The 21,698-nt window shown below is 40.8% G+C and carries 23 protein-coding genes and 1 riboswitch; of the genes, 3 read left to right on the top strand and 20 right to left on the bottom strand.

The features are described from left to right. Positions 1-30: 30 nt before the first annotated feature. The 4 genes from EKM69_RS00935 to groES form a co-directional block, all read right to left on the bottom strand. Positions 31-858 carry a MerR family transcriptional regulator gene (locus tag EKM69_RS00935; RefSeq protein ID WP_125707183.1) on the bottom strand — a complete coding sequence of 276 codons (828 nt, stop codon included), beginning with the start codon at positions 856-858 and terminating at the stop codon, positions 31-33. A gap of 384 nt (positions 859-1,242) precedes the next feature. Further along, on the bottom strand, positions 1,243-1,641 hold the full coding sequence (locus EKM69_RS00930) for a hypothetical protein (protein WP_125707181.1): 399 nt from the start codon (positions 1,639-1,641) through the stop codon (positions 1,243-1,245). Positions 1,642-1,806: 165 nt separating this feature from the next. Continuing rightward, positions 1,807-3,438, bottom strand: a complete 1,632-nt coding sequence (gene groL / locus EKM69_RS00925) for a chaperonin GroEL (RefSeq protein WP_125707179.1) — start codon at positions 3,436-3,438, stop codon at positions 1,807-1,809. Positions 3,439-3,486: 48 nt separating this feature from the next. Continuing rightward, positions 3,487-3,771 carry a co-chaperone GroES gene (gene groES / locus EKM69_RS00920; protein WP_125707177.1) on the bottom strand — a complete coding sequence of 95 codons (285 nt, stop codon included), beginning with the start codon at positions 3,769-3,771 and terminating at the stop codon, positions 3,487-3,489. A gap of 133 nt (positions 3,772-3,904) precedes the next feature. On the opposite strand from groES, the gene EKM69_RS00915 reads away from it, so the two are divergent. Next, positions 3,905-4,534 (top strand): CPBP family intramembrane glutamic endopeptidase, encoded by a 630-nt coding sequence (locus tag EKM69_RS00915; protein ID WP_125707175.1) that lies wholly within the window; start codon positions 3,905-3,907, stop codon positions 4,532-4,534. A 22-nt stretch (positions 4,535-4,556) separates the two neighbouring features. Next, positions 4,557-4,859, top strand: a complete 303-nt coding sequence (locus tag EKM69_RS00910) for a hypothetical protein (RefSeq protein WP_125707173.1) — start codon at positions 4,557-4,559, stop codon at positions 4,857-4,859. Between the two features lie 283 nt (positions 4,860-5,142). Here the strand turns inward: EKM69_RS00910 and EKM69_RS00905 are convergent, their stop codons facing one another. The 6 genes from EKM69_RS00905 to EKM69_RS00880 all read right to left on the bottom strand — a co-directional run bounded on the left by EKM69_RS00905 (position 5,143) and on the right by EKM69_RS00880 (position 11,317). Beyond that, the gene (locus EKM69_RS00905) at positions 5,143-5,526 is read right to left on the bottom strand and encodes a DUF956 family protein (RefSeq protein ID WP_125707171.1); all 384 of its coding nucleotides are present in this window, start codon (positions 5,524-5,526) and stop codon (positions 5,143-5,145) included. A gap of 92 nt (positions 5,527-5,618) precedes the next feature. Continuing rightward, positions 5,619-6,530, bottom strand: a complete 912-nt coding sequence (locus tag EKM69_RS00900; RefSeq protein WP_125707169.1) for a PTS system mannose/fructose/sorbose family transporter subunit IID — start codon at positions 6,528-6,530, stop codon at positions 5,619-5,621. Positions 6,531-6,547: 17 nt separating this feature from the next. Beyond that, positions 6,548-7,369 (bottom strand): PTS mannose/fructose/sorbose transporter subunit IIC, encoded by an 822-nt coding sequence (locus EKM69_RS00895; RefSeq protein WP_125707167.1) that lies wholly within the window; start codon positions 7,367-7,369, stop codon positions 6,548-6,550. 98 nt (positions 7,370-7,467) lie between these two features. Beyond that, the gene (locus EKM69_RS00890) at positions 7,468-8,451 is read right to left on the bottom strand and encodes a PTS sugar transporter subunit IIB (RefSeq protein WP_125707165.1); all 984 of its coding nucleotides are present in this window, start codon (positions 8,449-8,451) and stop codon (positions 7,468-7,470) included. 1,223 nt (positions 8,452-9,674) lie between these two features. Further along, positions 9,675-10,646 carry a mannose-6-phosphate isomerase, class I gene (gene manA / locus EKM69_RS00885; protein WP_125707163.1) on the bottom strand — a complete coding sequence of 324 codons (972 nt, stop codon included), beginning with the start codon at positions 10,644-10,646 and terminating at the stop codon, positions 9,675-9,677. Between the two features lie 23 nt (positions 10,647-10,669). Further along, positions 10,670-11,317: a redox-sensing transcriptional repressor Rex gene (locus EKM69_RS00880; RefSeq protein WP_125707160.1), complete on the bottom strand. Its 648-nt coding sequence runs from the start codon at positions 11,315-11,317 to the stop codon at positions 10,670-10,672. Between the two features lie 135 nt (positions 11,318-11,452). On the opposite strand from EKM69_RS00880, the gene EKM69_RS00875 reads away from it, so the two are divergent. Continuing rightward, on the top strand, positions 11,453-13,369 hold the full coding sequence (locus tag EKM69_RS00875; RefSeq protein WP_125707158.1) for an ABC-F family ATP-binding cassette domain-containing protein: 1,917 nt from the start codon (positions 11,453-11,455) through the stop codon (positions 13,367-13,369). 60 nt (positions 13,370-13,429) lie between these two features. Here EKM69_RS00875 and tsaD read toward each other — a convergent pair whose 3' ends face one another. From tsaD to tmk, 10 genes are all read right to left on the bottom strand, one after another. After that, the gene (gene tsaD / locus EKM69_RS00870; RefSeq protein WP_125707156.1) at positions 13,430-14,443 is read right to left on the bottom strand and encodes a tRNA (adenosine(37)-N6)-threonylcarbamoyltransferase complex transferase subunit TsaD; all 1,014 of its coding nucleotides are present in this window, start codon (positions 14,441-14,443) and stop codon (positions 13,430-13,432) included. 10 nt (positions 14,444-14,453) lie between these two features. Then, positions 14,454-14,990 (bottom strand): ribosomal protein S18-alanine N-acetyltransferase, encoded by a 537-nt coding sequence (gene rimI, locus EKM69_RS00865; protein WP_125707154.1) that lies wholly within the window; start codon positions 14,988-14,990, stop codon positions 14,454-14,456. Continuing rightward, a complete protein-coding gene (gene tsaB / locus EKM69_RS00860; protein ID WP_125707152.1) occupies positions 14,974-15,696 on the bottom strand; it encodes a tRNA (adenosine(37)-N6)-threonylcarbamoyltransferase complex dimerization subunit type 1 TsaB in 723 nt (240 codons plus the stop codon). The genes rimI and tsaB overlap by 17 nt, the downstream gene beginning before the upstream one ends. A gap of 537 nt (positions 15,697-16,233) precedes the next feature. Beyond that, positions 16,234-16,770, bottom strand: a complete 537-nt coding sequence (locus EKM69_RS00855) for a folate family ECF transporter S component (RefSeq protein ID WP_125707150.1) — start codon at positions 16,768-16,770, stop codon at positions 16,234-16,236. A 61-nt stretch (positions 16,771-16,831) separates the two neighbouring features. Then, positions 16,832-16,929: riboswitch (THF riboswitch) on the bottom strand. Positions 16,930-16,992: 63 nt separating this feature from the next. Next, positions 16,993-17,733 (bottom strand): acyl-[acyl-carrier-protein] thioesterase, encoded by a 741-nt coding sequence (locus EKM69_RS00850; RefSeq protein WP_125707148.1) that lies wholly within the window; start codon positions 17,731-17,733, stop codon positions 16,993-16,995. 1 nt (position 17,734) lies between these two features. Beyond that, the gene (gene rsmI / locus EKM69_RS00845; RefSeq protein WP_125707146.1) at positions 17,735-18,607 is read right to left on the bottom strand and encodes a 16S rRNA (cytidine(1402)-2'-O)-methyltransferase; all 873 of its coding nucleotides are present in this window, start codon (positions 18,605-18,607) and stop codon (positions 17,735-17,737) included. Between the two features lie 16 nt (positions 18,608-18,623). Next, positions 18,624-18,962, bottom strand: a complete 339-nt coding sequence (locus EKM69_RS00840; RefSeq protein ID WP_125707144.1) for an initiation-control protein YabA — start codon at positions 18,960-18,962, stop codon at positions 18,624-18,626. 11 nt (positions 18,963-18,973) lie between these two features. Beyond that, positions 18,974-19,927, bottom strand: a complete 954-nt coding sequence (locus EKM69_RS00835; RefSeq protein WP_125707142.1) for a DNA polymerase III subunit delta' — start codon at positions 19,925-19,927, stop codon at positions 18,974-18,976. Positions 19,928-19,929: 2 nt separating this feature from the next. Next, the gene (locus EKM69_RS00830; protein WP_125707140.1) at positions 19,930-20,250 is read right to left on the bottom strand and encodes a cyclic-di-AMP receptor; all 321 of its coding nucleotides are present in this window, start codon (positions 20,248-20,250) and stop codon (positions 19,930-19,932) included. Between the two features lie 2 nt (positions 20,251-20,252). Beyond that, positions 20,253-20,903 carry a dTMP kinase gene (gene tmk / locus EKM69_RS00825; protein ID WP_125707138.1) on the bottom strand — a complete coding sequence of 217 codons (651 nt, stop codon included), beginning with the start codon at positions 20,901-20,903 and terminating at the stop codon, positions 20,253-20,255. Positions 20,904-21,698 lie beyond the last annotated feature (795 nt).

Below are 21,698 nucleotides of genomic sequence, written 5' to 3'. Positions count from 1 at the left end.
TGTTGATAGTGCCTATATTAAACTCTCAAGTTACTTGAGGGTCAATTGTTTTTTGACAGGTATCTTGATCTCAGTAACATACTTATCAAAATTATCCGTGATACCATAGTCGATCAGCGCCGTCTCAATGGCATCATCAACGATCTCCAGCTGCTTGTCTTGGCAATACTTCAACAGTTTCCGATAACAGTCACCCGCCATTTGATGGGTACCGTGAAATCTGACACGCACGTATTCACCCGCAGGCAAATAACCAGTCGCATCGCCACCATCACCTGGCTCCAAAATCAACAACAAACTGTTATACTCATCGAACTCATGCTCCATTAATTGTTGGCGATTCAAAGTCAACACGATCTTTCCTAAAAAAATATTCTTATCCAAACCATATTTTCTACGCAAAGTAGATATAGGAAACTCAATATCTTCATTAGGACGATAATCCTCATTCAAAGAAATGATAGGAATTTGTGGCAGTTCCACCAATTCGATTTTTTCAAGAACCGAATTAGCAGCATCTTGCACTTGATTCAATCGAGCATCGATCCGTTGGTCGATCTGCTGTAGAGCATGAATTTGCTGATTGACCCGCTCCTTTTGTTCGACCAGCATATCTTCCAATTTAGTAGTATCCCGAGCCTGAAAGAACTCTTTGATCGACTCGACCGACAAATCAAGAGCTCGCAAATAAGTGATCACGTTCAAGCGCTCAAACTGCTCGGTCGAGTAATATCGATAGTGAGTATCCGGATCAACCTTAGCCGGATTCAACAGACCAACTTCGTCGTAATATCTCAAAGTAGGAATTGCAATATTAAAAATTTTACCCAGCTGTCCAATCGAAAAAAGTTTCTCCATTAAATTCACCTCATCAATATAATGATACCAATGAAATTAAGTTTGCTGTTGATATTTTGTTTTGTGTTTGGATGGTGGTGGTAGCGCTATATGGGATTGGAACGCTGTGGACCCGATTGAAGCTATCCGGGAAGTTCACCCGGACATCTCCAATACGAGTCTTATTCTAAGCTCCTTCGTCGCTAAGAATAATTTCACAGCTGAACCCATATAGCGCCCCGCCCCTCCACCTAGATAGATAAAATAATCTCTCCCTCTGTTTGACCTTTACCGATCTTTTTTGATCAAGTTGGCACTACTAATGCGTCCTATTTCTCACATGTCTATCTCAATCTCAACCAATGTAGTAAAATCAAAAAAATTAAACCAGCTTTAAGAGGCTTCTTATTTATCCTTGCTTCGTATGAAGAAGAAAATCAATAATTCTTCGGTGATATTACCAAAAAAAATCAACAAGATAGAGCGAGAACCCAAAATCTTAAGACCGAAAAAGAGATAAATCCCACTATTAAACCAAAACAATCTACCAGTGTTGAAATAAGTACCGTTACCCCCACAAGCAAGGAATATTTGTACCAACTCTAGGTTCTGTGGAGGGTGGAGGGAATTCGCCGTCAGCCGCGAAATTTTCGTTTGCTCGGCAAAGGCCGTGCTTACGAAAAGACCCAGCTTTGAGATGTAATGGAACGTAAGTGCTAATGCACTTGCGCGACCGGTTTTGGTGGTGGCTACGCCACCGAACAACTGAGGTCGAAAGTGGGTCCGCAGCGTTCCACGGCGCAATTCCCGGAACCCTCCACAGAACCGGCAGTGAACCTCTACCAACACTACTACATCAAAAAAGACGCCCGGAGGCGTCTTTTTACACGGTATTTATTTCTAATAAATCTCTGAGGTACTCTTATCCTAACAACCTCATCGGTTTGTTGGGGTTTTGATGGGGAACGATTACATCATTCCGCCCATGCCTGCTGCAGGGTTAGCACCTGCTGCTGGGGCTTGTGCATTTGGATCATCTTTGTCAGCAACAACTGCTTCTGTTGTTAACAATAGAGCGGCAACACTGGCTGCGTTTTGTAATGCTGAACGTGTAACCTTTGTTGGGTCGATGATTCCGGCTTTGACCATGTTTTCCCACTTGTCAGTTGCGGCGTTGTAACCTACTTCTTGGTCTTGTGACTTCAAGTGTTCAACGATAACTGAGCCTTCTAGTCCGGCGTTTTCTGCGATTTGACGAACTGGTTCTTCAAGGGCACGTACGACGATGTTGATACCTGTTTGGACGTCGCCTTCACCTTTGACTGCTTTAACAGCATCCAAGATGTCAACTAATGCTGTACCACCACCAGCTACGTAGCCTTCTTCCACGGCAGCACGTGTAGCGTTTAGGGCATCTTCGATTCTGTATTTACGTTCTTTCAATTCTGTTTCTGTAGCAGCACCGACTTTAACGACAGCAACACCACCAGCTAATTTAGCTAGACGTTCTTGAAGTTTTTCCTTGTCGAAGTCTGATGTTGTTTCAGCGATTTGTTTCTTGATGTTTTCAACACGTTCGTTGATGGCATCCTTCGAACCAGCACCTTCAACAATTGTTGTGTTGTCTTTTGTAACAGTTACTTTACCAGCTGAACCTAATTGATCCATTGTTGTATCTTTTAGTTCAAGGCCTAAGTCAGATGTGATAACTTGTGCACCTGTTAATTGAGCGATATCTTCAAGTTGTGCCTTACGACGGTCACCAAAACCAGGTGCCTTAACAGCAACAACGTTGAATGTACCACGGATCTTGTTCAATACTAATGTTGGTAATGCTTCACCATCGATATCATCAGCAATGATCAATAATGCTTTACCTTCTTGAACGATTTTTTGTAGTAGTGGCAAGATATCTTGGATGTTTGAGATCTTCTTGTCTGTGATCAAGATGTAAGGATTGTCAAGATCTGCTTCCATCTTGTCGTTGTCTGTAACCATGTATTGTGAAATGTATCCACGGTCGAATTGCATACCTTCAACAACGTCTAATGTTGTATCGATACCCTTTGATTCTTCGATTGTGATAACACCATCGTTACCAACTTTTTCCATAGCGTCAGCAATAAGTCCACCGACTTCTTGACTTGCTGAAGAAACTGAAGCTACTTGAGCAATATCATTCTTACCTGATACTTTGTGGCTGATCTTGTGTAGTTGATCAACAGCAGCCTTTGTAGCTTTTTCGATACCAGTTCTAATTCCAACAGGGTTAGCACCAGCAGTAACGTTCTTCATACCTTCAGCGATGATCGATTGTGCTAAAACAGTAGCTGTAGTAGTACCATCACCGGCGATATCGTTAGTCTTTGAAGCTACTTCAGAAACTAGCTTTGCACCCATGTTTTCGAAGTGGTCTTCTAATTCGATACTCTTAGCAATTGTTACACCATCATTTGTGATTTCTGGTGAACCGTAGCTCTTTTCAAGAACAACGTTACGACCCTTTGGTCCGATAGTTGTCTTAACTGTGTTAGCAAGTTTGTTAACACCGTCTAACATTTTAGAACGTGCATCTTCTGAAAATTTAATTTCCTTAGCCATTTAAATTTCACACTCCATTATTTAGTAAATTGATATTTGCCTGATTAATTATTCGGCGATTGCCATGATATCTTTTTCGTGAAGGATTAGGTAATCTTTATCGTCATACTTAACTTCTGAGCCAGCATACTTGTCAAAGAGAACCTTGTCTCCGGCTTTAACTGACATAGGTAATGTCTTTCCTTCAGGTGTAGTTGCACCAGGACCTACAGCAACAACTTCTGCTGTTTGTGGCTTCTCTTTAGCGTTATTAGCAAGAACAATGCCACCAACTGTCTTCTCTTCTTCTTTATCGACTGTTACAATGATTCTGTCTCCAAGTGGTTTTAACAATTTTATATCCCTCCGATGAAATTTTAATTTTTAATAATTTAGCACTCAAACATCTGTTGTGCTAATCACAACTTTTATATTAACATTTTATGAATAACATGCAAGTATTTACATCATAAAAAAGGAAGTTTACATGAAAAATTCAACTAATCAGCTGACAACTTTACTGTCATATATTGCTTTATTATTCGTCGGAACCATTCTTTCGATGATGCGCCTAACTGGGCATCCCTACTTCTTGATCATGACCATAGCTGCCGTGATTGCAACTGGTGCCATGATCTATTTAGTCCAACGTGATGGCAAAAATTCCTTCGAATCGAAAAAATTTGACTGGAAAAATGCGGTGATCTGGATCTTGATCGGAACTATCGGAGCCATCGTCATCCAGTTCGGAGTCACTTTCATTGAACAAGTGATCTTCCATCTTTCCACATCATCACAAAATACCTTAACCTTGTTAGCAACAGCCCACGGATATCCTTATTATTTGGTTTATATTTTAATTTGTGCCCCTATCATGGAAGAAATCGTCTTCAGACGCGTTTTCTTCGCTAACTTGATCAAACCTACCAATGTTATCTGGGCAGCGCTTATATCGTCATTTTTATTCGCCTTTTTGCATCAAGACAGTCGCTTCTTAATCTACTTGATCATGGGGGCTTGGTTTTGCTTCGTTTATTATCGTTCCAAAAATATTTATGTTAGCGCAACGAGCCACGTCATCATGAACTTAGTCGTTTTACTGCTTAGCATCGTTTAATCAATAGCCTCAGGAGAAAGATATGAAATACGAACAACAAGACATCGACGAAATCCATCGCTTGATCGATGAATGCATGAAAATACCTGACATCAAAAATGAAAAACACATCGTCAAATTACTCAAAGAGTTAGAACATAAAGTCGATCACTCCAAACGTTTTAAAAACAGCCTCGGGCTTCGCAAAGAAGCAGCGATATACTCACGGAAGCATAAATTTCAATTACCCGAGTGTTTTAATGAGCTGTTAGTTTTGATCAACGACATCTACATGGGAAAAAATTCCAAACACCGTTGGTTTAATATTTTCCATAATTTAGACTAAAAAACCACATCTTGCGATGTGGTTTTTTTATCGGAAACGAGTTCCAGGAGATAGCGGCCTCCGGTTTAGAAACTTTCAGCGAGCACTGCTCCGCAGCACTCCAGTGCTGATAGTCCCTAAATCCTCAGCAGCTGACCATCTCCTTGCACTCTCTTTTTTGGAAACGAGTTCCAGGAGATAGCGGCCTCCGGTTTAGAAACTTTCAGCGAGCACTGCTTCGCAGCACTCCAGTGCTGATAGTCCCTAAATCCTCAGCAGCTGGACATCTCCTTACACTCTCTTTTTATTTTTTCTTCTTACGATGGAATAGATTTTTGACACCACGAGCAACTACTTGATTGAAGCTCAAGGACTTAACGATGTTATCAGCATCGATGTGTTCGCGGATCTGGCGAAGTACTTTCTTCGGGTCTTTCGCGGAAAAAGTAAACATTCCACTACTCTTAGTTTTAATACCAAATCTTGGGATCCACTTGCCCTTGAACATAACGGAAACGACGACGTACTCCACCTGAGTCCAGGGGATCTGAATGTAATTTTTCTTATCACGATCATCGTAAAATTCAAAGGCCTTATCACCGACCATGATCTTGCCGTAATCGGCCAAACCCATGTGCGAGGTCCCGTTGATAACTAGTTCTGATTTAGTATTCAATGATTCAACCATCAATAAACTCCATTCTAATTCTCGATATATACCTACATTATAATCAAAAAAAGAATGAACCCCAATGAGTTCATTCTATATTTTTGAATATCTTACATTAATCCGATCCAGTGGAAGAAGACACCAATTGCGAATAATCCAAGGATTTGCCAGATTGGTGAAACTTTCTTTCTTAGTAAGTACATGCAAAGGAATGTTAATAGTAGTCCTGCAAGTCCAGGAATCAATTGATCTAAGTTATCTTGCAAGGTCGTGACTTTGACCATGGACAACGCCCGTCCGTCTGCTTGTTGGATCAGAGCTTCTTTAACACCGTTCATATTGTTGGGTAAGTTGCCCCAATCAATATATGAACCTTTTTGTTGCTTGATCGATGAAACGACCGGCGTGAATTTAACAACAACCCACCGGTTGATCAAGGATCCTAGGATGAACATACCTAAAATAGATGCACCCTTTGTAACATCTTGTAACAAACCACCGGACATATCTTCGGTGATCTTTGAACCAGCTTTGTAACCTAATTCTTGTGAGTACCACATGAAAGCCATTCTGATAGCGTTCCATGCTACGAAATAAAGGATAGGTCCAACGATACTTCCACCCATTGCAAGTGAAGCAGCGATAGCACCGATGATAGGCTTAACTGTGAACCAGAACACAGGGTCACCGATACCAGCAAGTGGTCCCATCATACCAACTTTAACACCTTGGATGGCAACGTCATCAACGGGAGCACCGTTAGCACGTTCTTCTTCCAAGGCCATAGTTACACCTAGAATAGGTGAAGCTAAGTAAGGATGACAATTGAAGAATTCCAAGTGACGCTTCAAAGCTGCGGCACGATCTTCTTTTGTCTTATATAATTTTTTCAAAACTGGGATAAGTGAATATGCCCAGCCACCGTTTTGCATACGTTCATAGTTCCATGAACCTTGAATGAAGGTTGAACGCCACCAAACGGCTATACGATCTCTTTTAGAAATTTTAACTTGATCTGCCATGTTATTCTTCCTCCATTTTAGTAATTATCTATGATATCTCCAACGGGATCACCGGTATTTGTATTGCCAGTATTACCGCCGTCGCCTTTACCTGAACCGCCACTCTTTGAAAGTGTCAAGTAGATCAAAGCAAGGGCAAGACCGATAGCACCTAAACCGATAAGTGTTAACGATTTGATAGTTGCCAAAACGAAACCAATTGCGAAGAATGGCCAAACTTCACGAGAAGCCATCATGTTAATAACCATAGCGTAACCTACGGCAACAACCATACCACCACCGATTGATAGTCCATCTTGAACTACTTGTGGGATAGCCGTAAGCATTGCTTTAACGGGACCTGCACCAAGAGCTAAGATCATAGCTGCAGGAATAGCAATACGTAGACCTTGTAAACAAATAGCGATGTATTGCCACATTTCGATCTTTCTGAAGTTACCTTCCTTAGCGGCAGCATCCATGATATGAACAATACCAGTACTAATAGTACGAACTAAGATTGTTAGTAACAATCCAGCAACAGCTAGAGGGATAGCAATAGCATAAGCTGAAGAAACACCCTTAGTACCTTGGCCACCTAAGACCAAGATAATAGCTGAAGCTACTGAGGCTAAAGCAACATCGGGCGCAACAGCAGCACCGATATTGGCCCAACCTAAAGCGACCATTTGAAGTGTACCACCTAAAATTAGGCAAGGCATAAGTTGGCCGGTAACTAAGCCGATCAATGTACAAGCGATTACTGGTTGGTGGAAATGGAATTCATCAAGAATACCTTCCATACCAGCAAGGAAAGATACAAGAACGACTAATATAATTTGAATAACATTCAATTCCATTAGTATTAATCCTCCATTATTTAAACTCTACTTACCCTAGAAATGAGAGTCATCTAGTTGAATGCAACTAGATCATAAATCAAACACAACTTAAAAAATTATTTCTTTTTATTTAATTCAGCTTGAGCTTTGTCCAAAATAGCTTGCATATTATCTTTATTGTCTGCAGGAACTTTCCGAACATCAAAGTCAATGCCCATATCCTTGAGTTTATTGAATGTATCAATATCCTCCTGGCTAAAGGCAAGCACCTTGTTAGGCTGAACCTTTCCTTCTGAGTGAGCCATTGAACCAACGTTTAGAGTCTTCAATGGAACGCCACCTTCGATAGCTCTCAAAGCATCTTCTGGTGATTCAAAAAGCAAGAGTGCTCTTTCGCCACCAAAATGCTGATCATCTTTTGCTAACTTGATCATTTGTTTAATTGGCACAACGTGAGCGTGCACACCAACTGGTGCAGCTTGTTGGATCAATTGTTTACGAAGATCATCTTTAGCAACAGCATCAGAAACAACGATGATACGAGTAGGATTAGTTGTCTTAGTCCAACCAGTAGCAACTTGTCCGTGAAGCAAACGAGAATCGATCCGTGCCAATACGTATGACAATGAACCAGGTTGACCACCAGTAGAAGCCTTAGGAGCAGCCTCTTTAGGAGCTGCAGCTTTTTCTTCTTTAGGTTGAAGTTCTTCAGGACGAACCTTTACCCCATCTTTAGCAGTTTCAATGATATGTGCTGCGATCTCGTGAGCACTATCCATTGACATTCTTGAAGCATAAGCTTCAATCAGCATTGGCAAGTTCAAACCAGCGACGATAGCCCATTTATCCTTATGTTCTTCAAACAAGCCATTAACTTGGTTGAATGGAGTTCCACCCCAAAGATCAACAAGGAACAATACTTCGTCTTGATTTGAAAAAGTAGCAATAGCATCTTGCAATTTCTTCTTCAGATCATCTGGACCCATATCAGGCATCAAAGTAACAGATTGAACATCTTCTTGTTCACCAAATATCATCGATCCAGATTGCTTAATGCCGTCAGCGAATTCACCGTGACTAGCAATGACAATACTTACCATTCTTTTACCTCCTATAAATTTTGATATAGCAAAAAGTCCACCATATCTGAAAATAACACAATCAGTAGCAAATGCGGTCCCAACTTAAAAAAGTAACTCTTTCCCAGAATGAAAGCCCTTACTTATTGTTCAAAACTCAAAGCCACTGACCAAAACAAAATACAAGTAACTCCGAAAAATCCCCGACACTACGACAACATCAAGAAATCCAACAAAGTTAACAAAGAAAAAATGACAAGCCGATTGCTTAAAAAAAGACAACTGTCTGAAAACAAGCGAAAATCAAACAAAACCAAATCCAATTTTCACCAACGCCTTTTCATAAAATAAAAGCGTTTTCTTCAACCAAAAAAAATAAAATAGATCAAACAATCAAAATTCCAAAAGCAAATCGTCTCACCCAAGCTCACCCTTCTTGTGAACCTTTTCATAATATCATTTTTTAGCAAAAATGACAGCCCTTTCTCCCAATTTTAAACCGATTTTTAACAATTTCACAATAAACTCGTAAAAAATTGAGGACAAAAAAAGTCATTAATCAAAAAATAAATACAATGAAAATACACTCAAGTATTCAGAAAATCCGAATTGGTATAGACATATAAACGGGTAAACAAACCCAAAAGAGCGAACTTGAAATAAAAAAGGTCTAGATATATTACAAGTACTATTTTATACAAACCATAAGAAAAAAGTAAAGTAAAAATGGAAGCAAAAAAATTCCCAAAAAATCACATCCACCGAAAAAAATTTTAAAACCATCCCGACCAAAACGAAAAACTGCGACCTTTAAGCGACGAAGGAGCGAAAAAGGAGCAAGAAAAAGAAGAAACCAAAATACCAACCGATGAAAAAAGAAACAAAAAATCAAAAAGATAAGTACAAGACGAAAAAATCGTAAGACCGAATAAACATAAACAAATCAACCCAAACCACAGCAAGTAAGCACAAAAAAGCTAAGTACCGTATCCCACCAAAAAAGGAAGTTATTGCCAAATCTAGGGTGTGAAATTTTACTTGGCAATTTATTGCCTAGTAAAAGGCCGAGTTTTGAGATGTCCGGGCGAACTTCCCGGATAGCTCAAAATCGTGCCCACACCGTTCCACAGCGAAATTTCCGGAATCCCCCGCAGAACCGGCAGTGAACCTCCCCCAACCAACAACCACCAAAAAACACAAAAAAAAAACCACAGCAACAACACTGTGATCTCCTCAAAACAAACCTATTCTTCACCCGACTCAGAAGCAATAACATCCAAATCAACCCCATCTAAAGTCCACTGAGAAACAGTAGCGGGTATAATAAAATGTTGCCCCTTAGCCAACTTATAATCATTACCATCAATAGTCAAAAGCCCAGTACCATCAATAACCGAAACCAAAGTATACTTACCGATCTCATGGTTAAACACAGCAGGCTCCTTGATCTGCCAACGGTAAACAGCAAAGTAAGGTGAAACTGGAGGTTGAACGAAAGTAGTAAATTCGTTCTTCCCTTCAGAACGTTTAACGATATTCAATTTTGGATCTTCGTGAGGCACCATGATCGTGTCTTCAGATTGTTTAATATGAAGCTCACGTTTCTTACCAGTGCTTTTTTCAACTCGATCATAGTCATACAAACGATAAGTCGTATCACTACTTTGTTGAGTTTCCAAAACCATGATTCCCTTATTCAAGGCATGGACGGTCCCACTAGGTACGTAGAAAAAGTCGCCAGTCTTAACTGGTACTTTTCTCAACAAATGATCCCAATCACCACTTTCGATCATTGAGTCTAGTTGTTCCTTAGTCTTTGCGTGATGACCATAGATCAAATATGATCCTGGTTCAGCATCGATCACGTACCAGCACTCAGTCTTACCGAGTTCGTGCTCGTGTTTTTCTGCATATTCATTATCCGGATGTACTTGGACCGATAAACTAGCTTCAGCATCAAGGATCTTCGTCAACAATGGAAAGACTTCCCCCTTGGGATCACCAAAGAGTTCTTTATGATCTTTCCAAAGATCGTCAACGTATTGTCCAGCTAATTCGCCGTTTTCGACCATTGAACGTCCGTGTGGGTGTCCAGAAATTGCCCAGCATTCCCCAATATTTCCATCAGGAAGGTCATAGCCAAAAGCCGATTCCAGCTTGCGGCCACCCCAAAGTTTCTGATGAAAAACAGGCTTTAGAAATAATGGTTCACTCATGATTTACCCCTCAATCAAAAAAATTATTCCTCTTCACTTGCATCTTTATCGCGATCCAAGAAAAAGATCAACGTTTGCAATTCGTTAGCTAGATCAACGTAGTGAACGCGGATCGAGCTAGGAACATTAATGATAACTGGAGTAAAGTTCAAGATACCTCGAACACCAGCCTTAGCTAATTCGTCTGCGGTAGTTTGTGCTGCATTAGAAGAAACTGTTAAAATAACTACATCGATCTGTTGCAAACTAAGTTGCTCTTTGATCTCACTAATATCGTAGACCGGAACGCCACTCTTAACAGTACCGACAATTGACTTGTCGATATCAAAAGCAGCCGCGATACGAACGTTGTTAGTTCTTGAGAAATTGTAATTCAATAAAGCATTACCTAAATTACCGACACCAACTAACGCTACGTTAGTACGCTTGTCTTGGTTAAGTAGCTTCTTGAAAAATGCTACCAACTCATCAACGTCGTATCCGTAACCACGTTTACCCAATGCACCTAAATAAGAAAAGTCACGACGAATTGTAGCGCTATCGATCTTGATACCGTCAGACAATTCACCTGATGAAATCTTTTGTGTGCCTTCGTCTTTTAAGAATTGGAAATATCTATAATAAATAGGCAATCTTTTAATTGTTGCGTTTGGAACTGTTGTTTTTGTCATAATCCACCACCATGTGCGTGTTTTCACTAACAACTACTATAAATAAAACTTGTGAAAAAAGCAATATCTTAGTTCAAAAAGCCATGAAAATAACAAAATTCATAGTATAATTTGTGAATATAAAGGAGTATATCATTGATATTATTACAAGCACAAAGTCTCACCAAGAACTTCGGCACAAAAAAACTTTTTTCGAACGTCACATTTGAAGTACAAGACAATAGTAGGATTGGTTTAGTAGGAAGAAACGGTGTAGGCAAATCAACACTTTTAAAAATTTTATCCAATCAAGAAAGCTATAATTCGGGCAATATTGCTTTAAAAAAAGACACTAACATCGGCTATTTAGCCCAGGATTCAGGGCTGAATAGTGACAATCAAATTTTTAAAGAGATGGAAGCTGTCTTCGACTATTTAAAGGTCCAAGAAAAGCAAATGCATGCCCTCGAAGAAAAATTAGCTGATAATACGGTCAGCGACTACGATCAATTGCTCAAGCAATACGACCAAGTTCAAACTAAATTCCGCCAGGAAAATGGCTACGGCTATCAATCCGAGATCCGCAGCGTTCTCAAAGGTTTCGGTTTCGACGAAGACGTCTGGGAAGAAAAAGTCTCCACCCTATCTGGTGGCGAACGTTCCCGTTTGGCGATGGCAAAAATGTTGCTCGAACATCATGACATCTTGTTACTAGATGAGCCCACGAACCACTTAGATATTACGACCGTCGAATGGCTTGAAGGTTACCTCAAAAACTATCGAGGAGCACTCGTCATCGTCTCCCACGACCAATACTTTTTAGACAAAGTGGCTACAGAGATCGTCGAGATCAATCAACATTCAGCAACTCATTATTCCGGAAACTATACTTTTTACTTGCAAGAAAAGAAAAAGAATCAAGAAGTTGCTTGGAAACACTACGAAGAACAACAAGCAGAGATCAAGAAGACTGAAGAATACATCCAGAAAAATATCGTCCGGGCTTCAACGACGAAGATGGCACAAAGTCGACGCAAGAAATTGGAAAAGATGGATGTCATGGACAAGCCAGGATCTGATCAAGGTTCGGCTCACTTCTCATTTGAGATCGACCGCGAAAGTGGTAACGACGTTCTCTTGATCAGCGACGCCGCCATCGGCTACGAAAAGGATCAAGTCATGTCCTCGCCGATCAATCTCGACATCAAAAAAGGCGAACGAGTTGGTGTCATTGGACCGAACGGTATCGGGAAATCGACCCTCTTGAAGTCGATCCTCGACCAAATCCCCTTGCTAGCCGGAACTTACCAATTTGGCGCAAATGTGCAAATTGGCTACTACGACCAAAACCTGAACAGTCTAGATCCACAAAAAGACATTCTCCACGAAATTTGGGATCGACATCCCCTACTCGATGAACAAGTCATCCGCAATATTTTAGGTTCATTCTTGTTCAGTGGCGACGATGTCTTGAAACCAGTAGCTGGACTATCCGGTGGTGAAAAAGCTCGTCTGACACTGACAAAACTATCGATGGAGCATGACAACTTTTTGATCATGGACGAACCGACGAACCATTTGGACATCGATAGCAAGGAAGTCTTAGAAGACGCCCTCAGCCGCTTCGCAGGGACCGTCCTCTTCGTTTCCCACGACCGATACTTATTGAACACCTTAGCCAATCGGATCGTTGAGATCACGCCTGAAGGCAGCAAGATCTATCTGGGTGATTATGACTACTATCTAGAAAAAACCACTGACCATAGCGATGAGGCCGAAGAAACCGCCAAAAAGCACGTTGTCAGTGAGAAAAAAGTCGAATACCAGAAATCAAAGGACCAGCAAAAAGCTGAACGAAAGATCAGACGTCAAGTCGAAGAACTCGAAAAGCAAATTTCCGAGTTGGAAGAAAAAACAGCAGCTTTGCAAGCTGAAATGACCAAGCCTGAGAATTTATCGGCTTATTCCAAATTAGCTGATCTGCAGAAGGAAATTGATGAGAATAACGCTTCTCAAAGCGAATTGGAAGATGCTTGGACTGAGAAGTCTATGGAGCTTGAGGAGTTCGAATAAATCTAATATTTAGAAAATAAAAAAGAGCAAACTTTTGTGAAAGTCTGCTCTTTTTTGATATTAAAAATCTAAACTAGGATCCGCATTGACAGTTAAGTCTGCGAAGTCTTTTTTATCGTATTGAATTTGGGCGATGGCACCGATCATGGCGGCATTGTCACCACATAATCTTAGTGGTGGAAATACTAATTCGATGTCGTCGTTTCTTTTGGCAACTTCTGAGGCCAAGCGGCTTCTCAACCCTTGATTGGCAGCCACTCCACCAGCTACTACTAATTGCTTTACTGGGTGTGTCTTAATTGCTCTGAAGGTCTTGTTGGCTAAGATATCCAAAACCGCACCTTGGAAGCTGGCTGCTAGGTCTTCTTTGCTCAATTCTTCGTGGACTTGATCAGCGTGGTGGACGGTGTTGATGAAGGCACTCTTTAGTCCACTGAAACTGAAGTCCAGGTTGTCTTCTTGGACCATGGCTCTTGGAAAATCGAAGGTGTCTTTACCGATACCGGCTAGTCGATCAACTTCTTTTCCGGCTGGATAATTGATCCCCAGTACACGACCGATTTTGTCGTAGGCTTCTCCTACTGCATCATCTCTAGTGTCGCCTAGTGTTTCGAACTCCCCTGGTGCTTTGACGTAAACTAATTCGGTGTGACCACCTGAAACTAGTAAGGCCATGAATGGATATTCTAGGTCAGTTACGAAGTTAGCTGAATAAATGTGGCCTGCTAAGTGATTTGACTTGATCAGTGGTAAGTCATGGGCAAAGGCTACTGTCTTGGCTGCCATGATACCGATCAAGAGCGATCCTACTAGTCCGGGTCCATAAGTTACAGCAACGGCATCTAAGTCGTCGTAGTCGACTTCTGCTTCGTCCATTGCCATTTGGATGCAGACAGTGATTTCTTCAACGTGGTGGCGACTGGCTACTTCTGGAACTACCCCACCGAAACGTTGATGACTTTTTATTTGTGTTGCAATAATATTCGATAAAATTTGCTTGCCATTTTTGATGACAGCTACACTCGTTTCATCACAGCTGCTTTCAAAAGACAAGATCAATGTATCTTTTTTCAAAATAATTCCCTCACAACTCAACCACCATTTCTAATGCATCGTGGTGATTTCTATAATAATATTTTTTGTGGACTAAACGTGTTTCAAATCCGAATGCTTCATACAAATTAATGGCCGATTCATTAGTAATATCGACTTCTAAAGACATCCGGTTGTAATCATATTTTTTACTGTAGTCGATCACTTGATTCAGTAATAAATGACCAAGGCCGAATTTTTGATATTTGGGCAAGATGGCTAAATTCGTGATGTGAGATTCTTTACCCATATTCATAGCTAAGCCAATGAAGGCGACGACTTTTTCATCTTTGACCAGCACTAAATAAAGGGCATTGCGATTTCTGATCTCATTGGCAACGATGTCTTGGGACCAGGGAACCGGCGTCCCATAAATTTGTTCTTGGATGGTCATGAAGTCGTCAACATCGACTGACTTGGCCTTTCTCAAGAGCAATTCTGAGTCATTGATATTCACATTTTTATCCGTGAATGGATATTTTTCCTCGTCTTCTTGCGGCCATACGGCTTGCTTAAATTTCTTCCACATAAGAAATATTACCGTCTTCCTTGTGTCCCTTTTCGATCCAATCGTGTTCTGCTTGTGTCAAACGCAAGTATGTTGGTACGAATGCATTGATATCTTTAACTGGTTCAGCATTTTCAGCAATTTGTGCCAATTTCACGGCATCAGGCAAACTATCCTTAGTCAAAACTACTGAAGCTTTTGGCATTGCTTCATTGATCAATTCTGCCAAATGCTCAGAAGCGTTAACGAATTGAATTTGTTCAGCCGGATAATTGCTCAACTTTTCAAAAAGCCGACTCATTGAAATATGTTGATCCTCAATAACATTGACCACTTCGCCGGATTTTTTAATATAAGCTCCAGCAAAAGCATTGTCGTTACGAGCATCTTCCAAAGCAACGACTAATTTGTCATCGGTGCCATCAGCAGCTAACAAACGCAAACTAGAAATACCGACCAAAGGCTTATCCAAAGTAAAAGCCAAAGTCTTAGCAACCGTAACAGCGATCCGGACCCCAGTATAAGAACCAGGACCATCAGCAACCGCAATCCGATCAATATCATTAACACTCAAACCAGCCGTCTCAAGTGACTCCTGAATATCAGGCAAAAGAGAAACACTATGAGTCTTCAACTCAGAAGAATCCATACGAGCCAAACACTTGCCATCCTCAACAACAGCAACAGTTAGGGGTTTATTAGATGTATCAAAAGCTAAAATTTTCATAATAAATAACACACTCATTCCTTAATATAGGTATTTTATCACAAAGAGAGTGGAGGCTCACGGTCAGCTGCTGAGGATTTAGGGACTGTCGGCACTAAAGGTGCGGCGAAGCCGTGCCTGCCGACAGTTTCTAAACCGGAGGCCGCTGTGAGCCGGAACTCGTTTCCACCAAAAAAGAGCGCGGAGAGGCACGGTTAGCTGCTGAGGATTTAGGGACTGTCAGCACCCAAGGTGTGGCGAAGCCGTGCCTGCTGACAGTTTCTAAACCGTAGGCCGCTGTGCCTCGGAGCGCGTTTCCACTATAAATCGGGCAACGTTTGGTTAAATACCAATAGAAGTTTGGCAACAAACAAACGGAAATTTGGTAACAATCAATTCAAAGTTTGGAAACAATCAAACAGAGGCTCACCAACAAAGCAAAAAAAACTTACCAACAACTCCACACCCAAAACCCAAATTCTCTCAAACAACCCAAACCCTGTCCACCAAAACAACTCAAAAAAAAATAACAAAAAAAACACGCAAAAAAAATAGACCCTACCGGCCTATTTTAGAAAATCGTGAACCATCGATCCATTTCAACATAATGAACAACAGTCCTGTTTGGTAAACCAGCGCAATCGCTTGTTTAGGCAATCTTGCCACTAACATAACGAGATACGGGTTATTAGTCATAATACTTACCCAAAGGGTATTCATTAACGTGTTAACCACCACGGTAATTAATAATATCGTGATAAAGACATTCAACAGCGTAACTTTGCGGCGATGCAAGACAAATCCTGCGATCAAGCCGGAAACAACGGCTGAGACGGTGAAGCCCCAGAAGAAATAACTACCGTTTGATCCTAAAATAACATTTGAGATCAAATCGGCGATCCCGTTAGCTAACGCTGCTTTGTAAGGACCAAAGTAATAACCCATTAGTCCTACAGCAATAAAGGCAAATCCAACTTTGAGCATGGCGCTTCCGAAAGTCAGTTTGATCAAGACACTTTCTAGTGCGATCAACAAGGCCATCCAAGTCAATTCATGGATGCTTATTGCGGTGCTACTTTGCTTACTTCTGTTCATTTTGACATCTCCCAGCGGAGCTGCCACAAAATATAACTAGAATATGGCGATTAACTATATATGTGGCGAATGCGGAAACAAAACCGCGGGGTCACTCCCCTTTGTCCGGTGTTCACATTCCGTTCCACCAGCACTTAACGCTTTGAATCCTACTCCAAATTTTTTAGTACCAATCAATAGTAGCACAACGAATCTCTATTACCTACCGATTTGACTATCGAATTATTTATGTTCCCATTCAAATTTTGCAATAACGTTCAACTCATCGCCGTTCTTGATCCAGTGAGTACTATTCAAGCCATCAAGCTTAGAAAATACTTCAGGATGACTGTGCATATTAAGTTCTTTTTCATACTTAATATCCATCGATTTAATCCGATGTGAGGCAATGAATTCAATATCGAGTGAATCGATCATCCAGTCAAAATAATAAGTATTATTAACGTGACGATTGACGTCGATGTTGTAATAACCAATGTGTTGTGGATCTTTCGTGTCAAATTCCTTTGGTTCACGTAAACGAGCGAAGCGTTTTATCTTGTTAGTTTCCTGCGAACCAAACAAGTCTTTCAAATTATCAGCGGCACTAACGATCTTGCGCTCTTTAATATCAATGATGACAAAAGCACTTTCCAAAGTTACCATGCGATTACCAGCTTCGTCATCGATCCAAAAATCACGATAGAAGAAAAATTTATTATAGCTAGTTGCTCGGGTGCTAACTTTTACTTTTTCACCCACAGCTGGCATTTTTTTAATATCTAAGTGGTATTGAGTTACGACCCAACCGAGTCCTCGCTCGACCATGGAGACACTGTCGGCATTTTTTTGTTTCAATTGATTTTCTGAAGCTAACAACATTACGTCTAAGAGCGCGGAGATCTTAATGTCCCCCGTAAAATTCGACAAGTAAAACGGAAATACCGCATCTTCCGTATAAATTTCAGCTTGTGTCTCGTCCATGTTAGTTCTTCCCTTCAATATTGTGGTATAAGTTATAAACTACTTGCTTCTTAAGATCGTTTTGACTGGCGATTTCTTTAATAGCCTTATTTGGCTTATTTCCGGCCTCGATCAGCGCATTTACAGCGGCGATGATCTGTTCATCCGTCATCGCTTCAACTTGTTCCTGAGGCTTACCAGCAATCACTAACACAAACTCGCCTTTGGGGTCGTTCTCAGTGTAATAGTCGATTGCCTCTTGAATACTGCCTCTGAAAAAAGCTTCATGCAGTTTCGTCAATTCACGGGCCAAAGTTATCTGTCGTTGCTCACCAAAGTCCGCTGCTAGATCGTCCAAAGTTTTCAAAACACGATAAGGCGATTCATAAATGATCGTCGTCTCCATTCGATTGGCAAGATCGACCAAAGCCTCTGTACGTTCTTTACCCTTTCGAGGCAAAAAACCGTAAAAGTAAAACGGTTGTGGTGCGATTCCTGATGCGATCAGAGCGGTCGTAGAGGCAGTTGCTCCCGGTAGTGGAACGACTGCAATATCAGCTTTGATAGCTGCTTTAACGAGCTCCTTACCAGGGTCACTGATCGATGGCGTTCCCGCATCACTAACTTGTGCGATATTGGTTCCTTGCTCCATCTTTTCAATCAATTCTGGTATTCGCGAAGCCGTATTGTGTTCATGAAAGCTGATCAGGTCAGTGGTGATCTCAAAGTGATTCAACAAATTCTTAGTATTTCGAGTATCCTCCGCCGCAACAAGATCAACCTCTTTTAAAACTTTCACGGCACGAAAAGTCATGTCGTCTAAGTTTCCGATCGGTGTTGGCACTAAAAAAAGGCAGCCCTTCGAATTGTCAACAAAACTCTTTTGTTCCTTCATTCAAATTGCTCCCTTACTAGTGATTTTTCGAACGCTTGCCATAGATCACATCAAGACAAAACATACACGGTTCATCATGATGCGAGCCATAAAATTGTTGGCAAACGTGAAATCCTTTTTCATATAATTTCTCGAGATTAAGTCGCGAACTAGGCAAGTCGTTGGGATCAAAATCTTTTTGACCATCGTTGACCTTTTCTAGATGTTTACGCAAATTCTTATTCTCGATCTTTAATTCTTCGTTTTCTTCTAAACTTTTAGAAAGTTGTTCCTTTAATGATGATAGTTCAGTACTTAAATCGCTTAATTTGTTCGCAATGTCTTCAAATTCACTGTATAAATCATTTTCTGCCATATTAATACCTACTAATTCACATATTTTAATGATAAATCTTCAAGGATGGCCTGAAATGCCACGTTGCTTTTCCACATTCCTTCAGCATGAAAAAGCTCTTCAGAGAAGCGTACGATCGTCTTGATATCCCGATTAGGAAGTAAATCCTCATTTATCAATTTTGCATTTTTGATATGATACCTAACTGATAATATATCACTAAAAATTTGATTCATCATGTCAAAAAACAATTGTTGATGATTTTTATTTTCGATCCGAGGCATAATGTCTGTCTGAACGTCGATGAAACTGTCGTATTGTTTTTGATCACAACGCTTCAACCACGAAACAATGGCATGATACATCGCTTGATAATCGTCGCCAGACATCGTCTTTAGATCTTTAATATCGGAAATACTCAAGGCTAATTTGGCAGTATTTTCTTTGTAGCCTTCAGCAGCTAAAGTTTGGATCTCATCGGTGTTGCTAGTATTTGAAAGATGAAAAATTTGAACTCGAGATTGAATCGTTGGCAACATTTGTTTCGATGAATTGCAGAGCAAAATAATCATCAAGTTACCTTCCGGCTCTTCGATCGTCTTCAACAAATTATTACTAGCAGCACTAGTCATCTTTTGAGCATCATTGATGATCAAGATCCGACGGGAACCTTGCGTAGCAGTCATATTAGCTTCTTTTTTAAAAAATTTAATATCATCAACACCAATACTCTGCTTATCAGTCGTAACTTGTAAAACATCCGGGTTATCGCCCATAGAAATATTTTTACAAGCTTGGCACGTTTGATCAGGCAAACCATCGACTAAGTTCTCGCAAAACTGACTCTGAGCGATCCAGAGAGCCATTTGATTGCGGACTTGTGACGATGAATCATCGATCAAATAAGCATGACTGAGCATCTTAGCATTGATGATCTTTTGAAACTCCGAAATAACTTTCGGCTGTTCTTGTGTAATATTTTCCATTATTAAAATCTCACGAATTTATCAACAGGCAAGATAAAGCAAGTTGCTCCACCGACTTGAACTTCAACGGGATCACCAATACCACTTTCTGGCAAGACGAATGATGAAGTTACGTATTGCGTACGAGTGTGACAAGCTTTTTTAATAACTTCCAAAGCAGCATCGATCTGTTCTTCTTCAACACCCATAATAAAAGTCGAGTTACCTGACTTTAAAAAACCACCAGTTGATGGCAAGCGAGTGAATCGAAAACCATCCTTAACCAATTTACTTTGAAGTTGTCCACTATCTTTATCTTGGACGATTGCTAAAATTAATTTCATCGTTATTTACCTCCGTTAAAAACATCTGGGAAACGTTTAATAATTGCATCAACAGCATCTTTGACCACCAATTCCGGTGCTTGATCAGCATTGATCGAAACGATACGTTGAGGATTATCCTTAACTAGCTGTAAGTAAGTATCGTGGACTCGCTTATGAAAATCAAGGGAAGCTTTTTCCAAGCGATCCATTGCCTCTTGATGATCAGACCTGATCCGAGCCAAACCAACTTCTGGAGTAATGTCAAAGTAGATCGTCAAATCGGGCAAGTGGCCATCAATAGCAAAATCATTAATATCCTTGACCTCACGAGTACCGATCTCACGTCCACCGCCTTGATAAGCAATCGAACTATCAACAAATCGATCAGAAAGCAAAATCTTATTAGCCTCCAAAGTAGGCAAAATAACATCGACCAAATGTTGACGACGAGCAGCAGCATAAAGCAAAGCCTCAGTCCGATCATCCATCTCAGTACCATGAATATCCAAAATAATCTTCCGGATCTCCTCAGCAATAGGACTACCCCCAGGCTCCCGAGAAACCACAACCTCCGAAGAAGTCAAAGCATCCAAAGCAGGAGCAATACGATTCAAAGCCGTAGTCTTACCAGCTCCATCCGGCCCTTCAAAAGAAATAAAAATACCTGACATATACCATTCTCCTAATAACTAGTTAATATTTATATTTTACTTGAAAAAGAGAGGAAATGGAAATATAGAGAGCGCAGAGGCACGGTCAGCTGCTGAGGATTAACGCATGTAGTCGCACAAGGTGCGGCGAAGCCGTGCCGCGACTACATGTGTTAACCGGAGGCCGCTGTGCCTCGGAGCTCGTTTCCACTATAAAACGGGCAACGTTTGGCAACAAAATAAGCAAAATTTGGAAAAATAAAAAAATTCCATTAAAAATCAAGACAAAACAAAATCCACCGCGAGAGTGCGCTCCAACAGCACGCGAGCCCATAAAAATGTGTCAAAACAGTCTTTTGAATTTGTTTTTGAACTTGTCTTTGAACTGGCCTTTGATCTTACCAGAAAAAATAGAAATTGAGATAGACCGCAAAAACTAGGACGCACAAAAAATGCCAACTTGCTCAAAAAAATTCGGTCCCCACCCACAAAAAGGGGGATTGTTGCACCATCTAGACGGAGGGGCCCGGGGATACAGCCCTCAGTGGTGAAATTTCTCTTGGTGACGAAGGAGCCTAGAGAAAGGTGCAGTTTTGAAACAAACGAGCGCACTTTGCTCGATTGGTTCAAAATGTGCCCACCACGTTCCAGCGGCTGTATCCCCGGGCCCCGGAGTCGGCAGTGAACCCCCACACCAAACTACTATCACCAGACCAAACACACCAAAAATCACCAACATCCAACCAAGCAAAACGCTTCTCGTCTGCCAAAAACTCTCTCACCTCAAGGCTTCCCCACCAACAAAAAAAGAACCAA

This window comes from Companilactobacillus zhongbaensis (assembly GCF_003946515.1).
Lineage (GTDB): Bacteria > Bacillota > Bacilli > Lactobacillales > Lactobacillaceae > Companilactobacillus > Companilactobacillus zhongbaensis.
Note: the sequence above shows the minus strand (reverse complement) of the source record. Positions and strands in the feature narration are given on the sequence as shown.

Coding starts and splice junctions, on each gene's coding strand:
- EKM69_RS00935 (WP_125707183.1), bottom strand. CDS start 858: ATGGAGAAACTTTTTTCGATTGGACAGCTGGGTAAAATTTTTAATATT.
- groL (WP_125707179.1), bottom strand. CDS start 3,438: ATGGCTAAGGAAATTAAATTTTCAGAAGATGCACGTTCTAAAATGTTA.
- EKM69_RS00915 (WP_125707175.1), top strand. CDS start 3,905: ATGAAAAATTCAACTAATCAGCTGACAACTTTACTGTCATATATTGCT.
- EKM69_RS00910 (WP_125707173.1), top strand. CDS start 4,557: ATGAAATACGAACAACAAGACATCGACGAAATCCATCGCTTGATCGAT.
- EKM69_RS00905 (WP_125707171.1), bottom strand. CDS start 5,526: ATGGTTGAATCATTGAATACTAAATCAGAACTAGTTATCAACGGGACC.
- EKM69_RS00900 (WP_125707169.1), bottom strand. CDS start 6,530: ATGGCAGATCAAGTTAAAATTTCTAAAAGAGATCGTATAGCCGTTTGG.
- EKM69_RS00895 (WP_125707167.1), bottom strand. CDS start 7,369: ATGGAATTGAATGTTATTCAAATTATATTAGTCGTTCTTGTATCTTTC.
- EKM69_RS00890 (WP_125707165.1), bottom strand. CDS start 8,451: ATGGTAAGTATTGTCATTGCTAGTCACGGTGAATTCGCTGACGGCATT.
- manA (WP_125707163.1), bottom strand. CDS start 10,646: ATGAGTGAACCATTATTTCTAAAGCCTGTTTTTCATCAGAAACTTTGG.
- EKM69_RS00880 (WP_125707160.1), bottom strand. CDS start 11,317: ATGACAAAAACAACAGTTCCAAACGCAACAATTAAAAGATTGCCTATT.
- rimI (WP_125707154.1), bottom strand. CDS start 14,990: ATGTGGAAGAAATTTAAGCAAGCCGTATGGCCGCAAGAAGACGAGGAA.
- tsaB (WP_125707152.1), bottom strand. CDS start 15,696: ATGAAAATTTTAGCTTTTGATACATCTAATAAACCCCTAACTGTTGCT.
- EKM69_RS00855 (WP_125707150.1), bottom strand. CDS start 16,770: ATGAACAGAAGTAAGCAAAGTAGCACCGCAATAAGCATCCATGAATTG.
- EKM69_RS00850 (WP_125707148.1), bottom strand. CDS start 17,733: ATGGACGAGACACAAGCTGAAATTTATACGGAAGATGCGGTATTTCCG.
- rsmI (WP_125707146.1), bottom strand. CDS start 18,607: ATGAAGGAACAAAAGAGTTTTGTTGACAATTCGAAGGGCTGCCTTTTT.
- EKM69_RS00840 (WP_125707144.1), bottom strand. CDS start 18,962: ATGGCAGAAAATGATTTATACAGTGAATTTGAAGACATTGCGAACAAA.
- EKM69_RS00835 (WP_125707142.1), bottom strand. CDS start 19,927: ATGGAAAATATTACACAAGAACAGCCGAAAGTTATTTCGGAGTTTCAA.
- EKM69_RS00830 (WP_125707140.1), bottom strand. CDS start 20,250: ATGAAATTAATTTTAGCAATCGTCCAAGATAAAGATAGTGGACAACTT.
- tmk (WP_125707138.1), bottom strand. CDS start 20,903: ATGTCAGGTATTTTTATTTCTTTTGAAGGGCCGGATGGAGCTGGTAAG.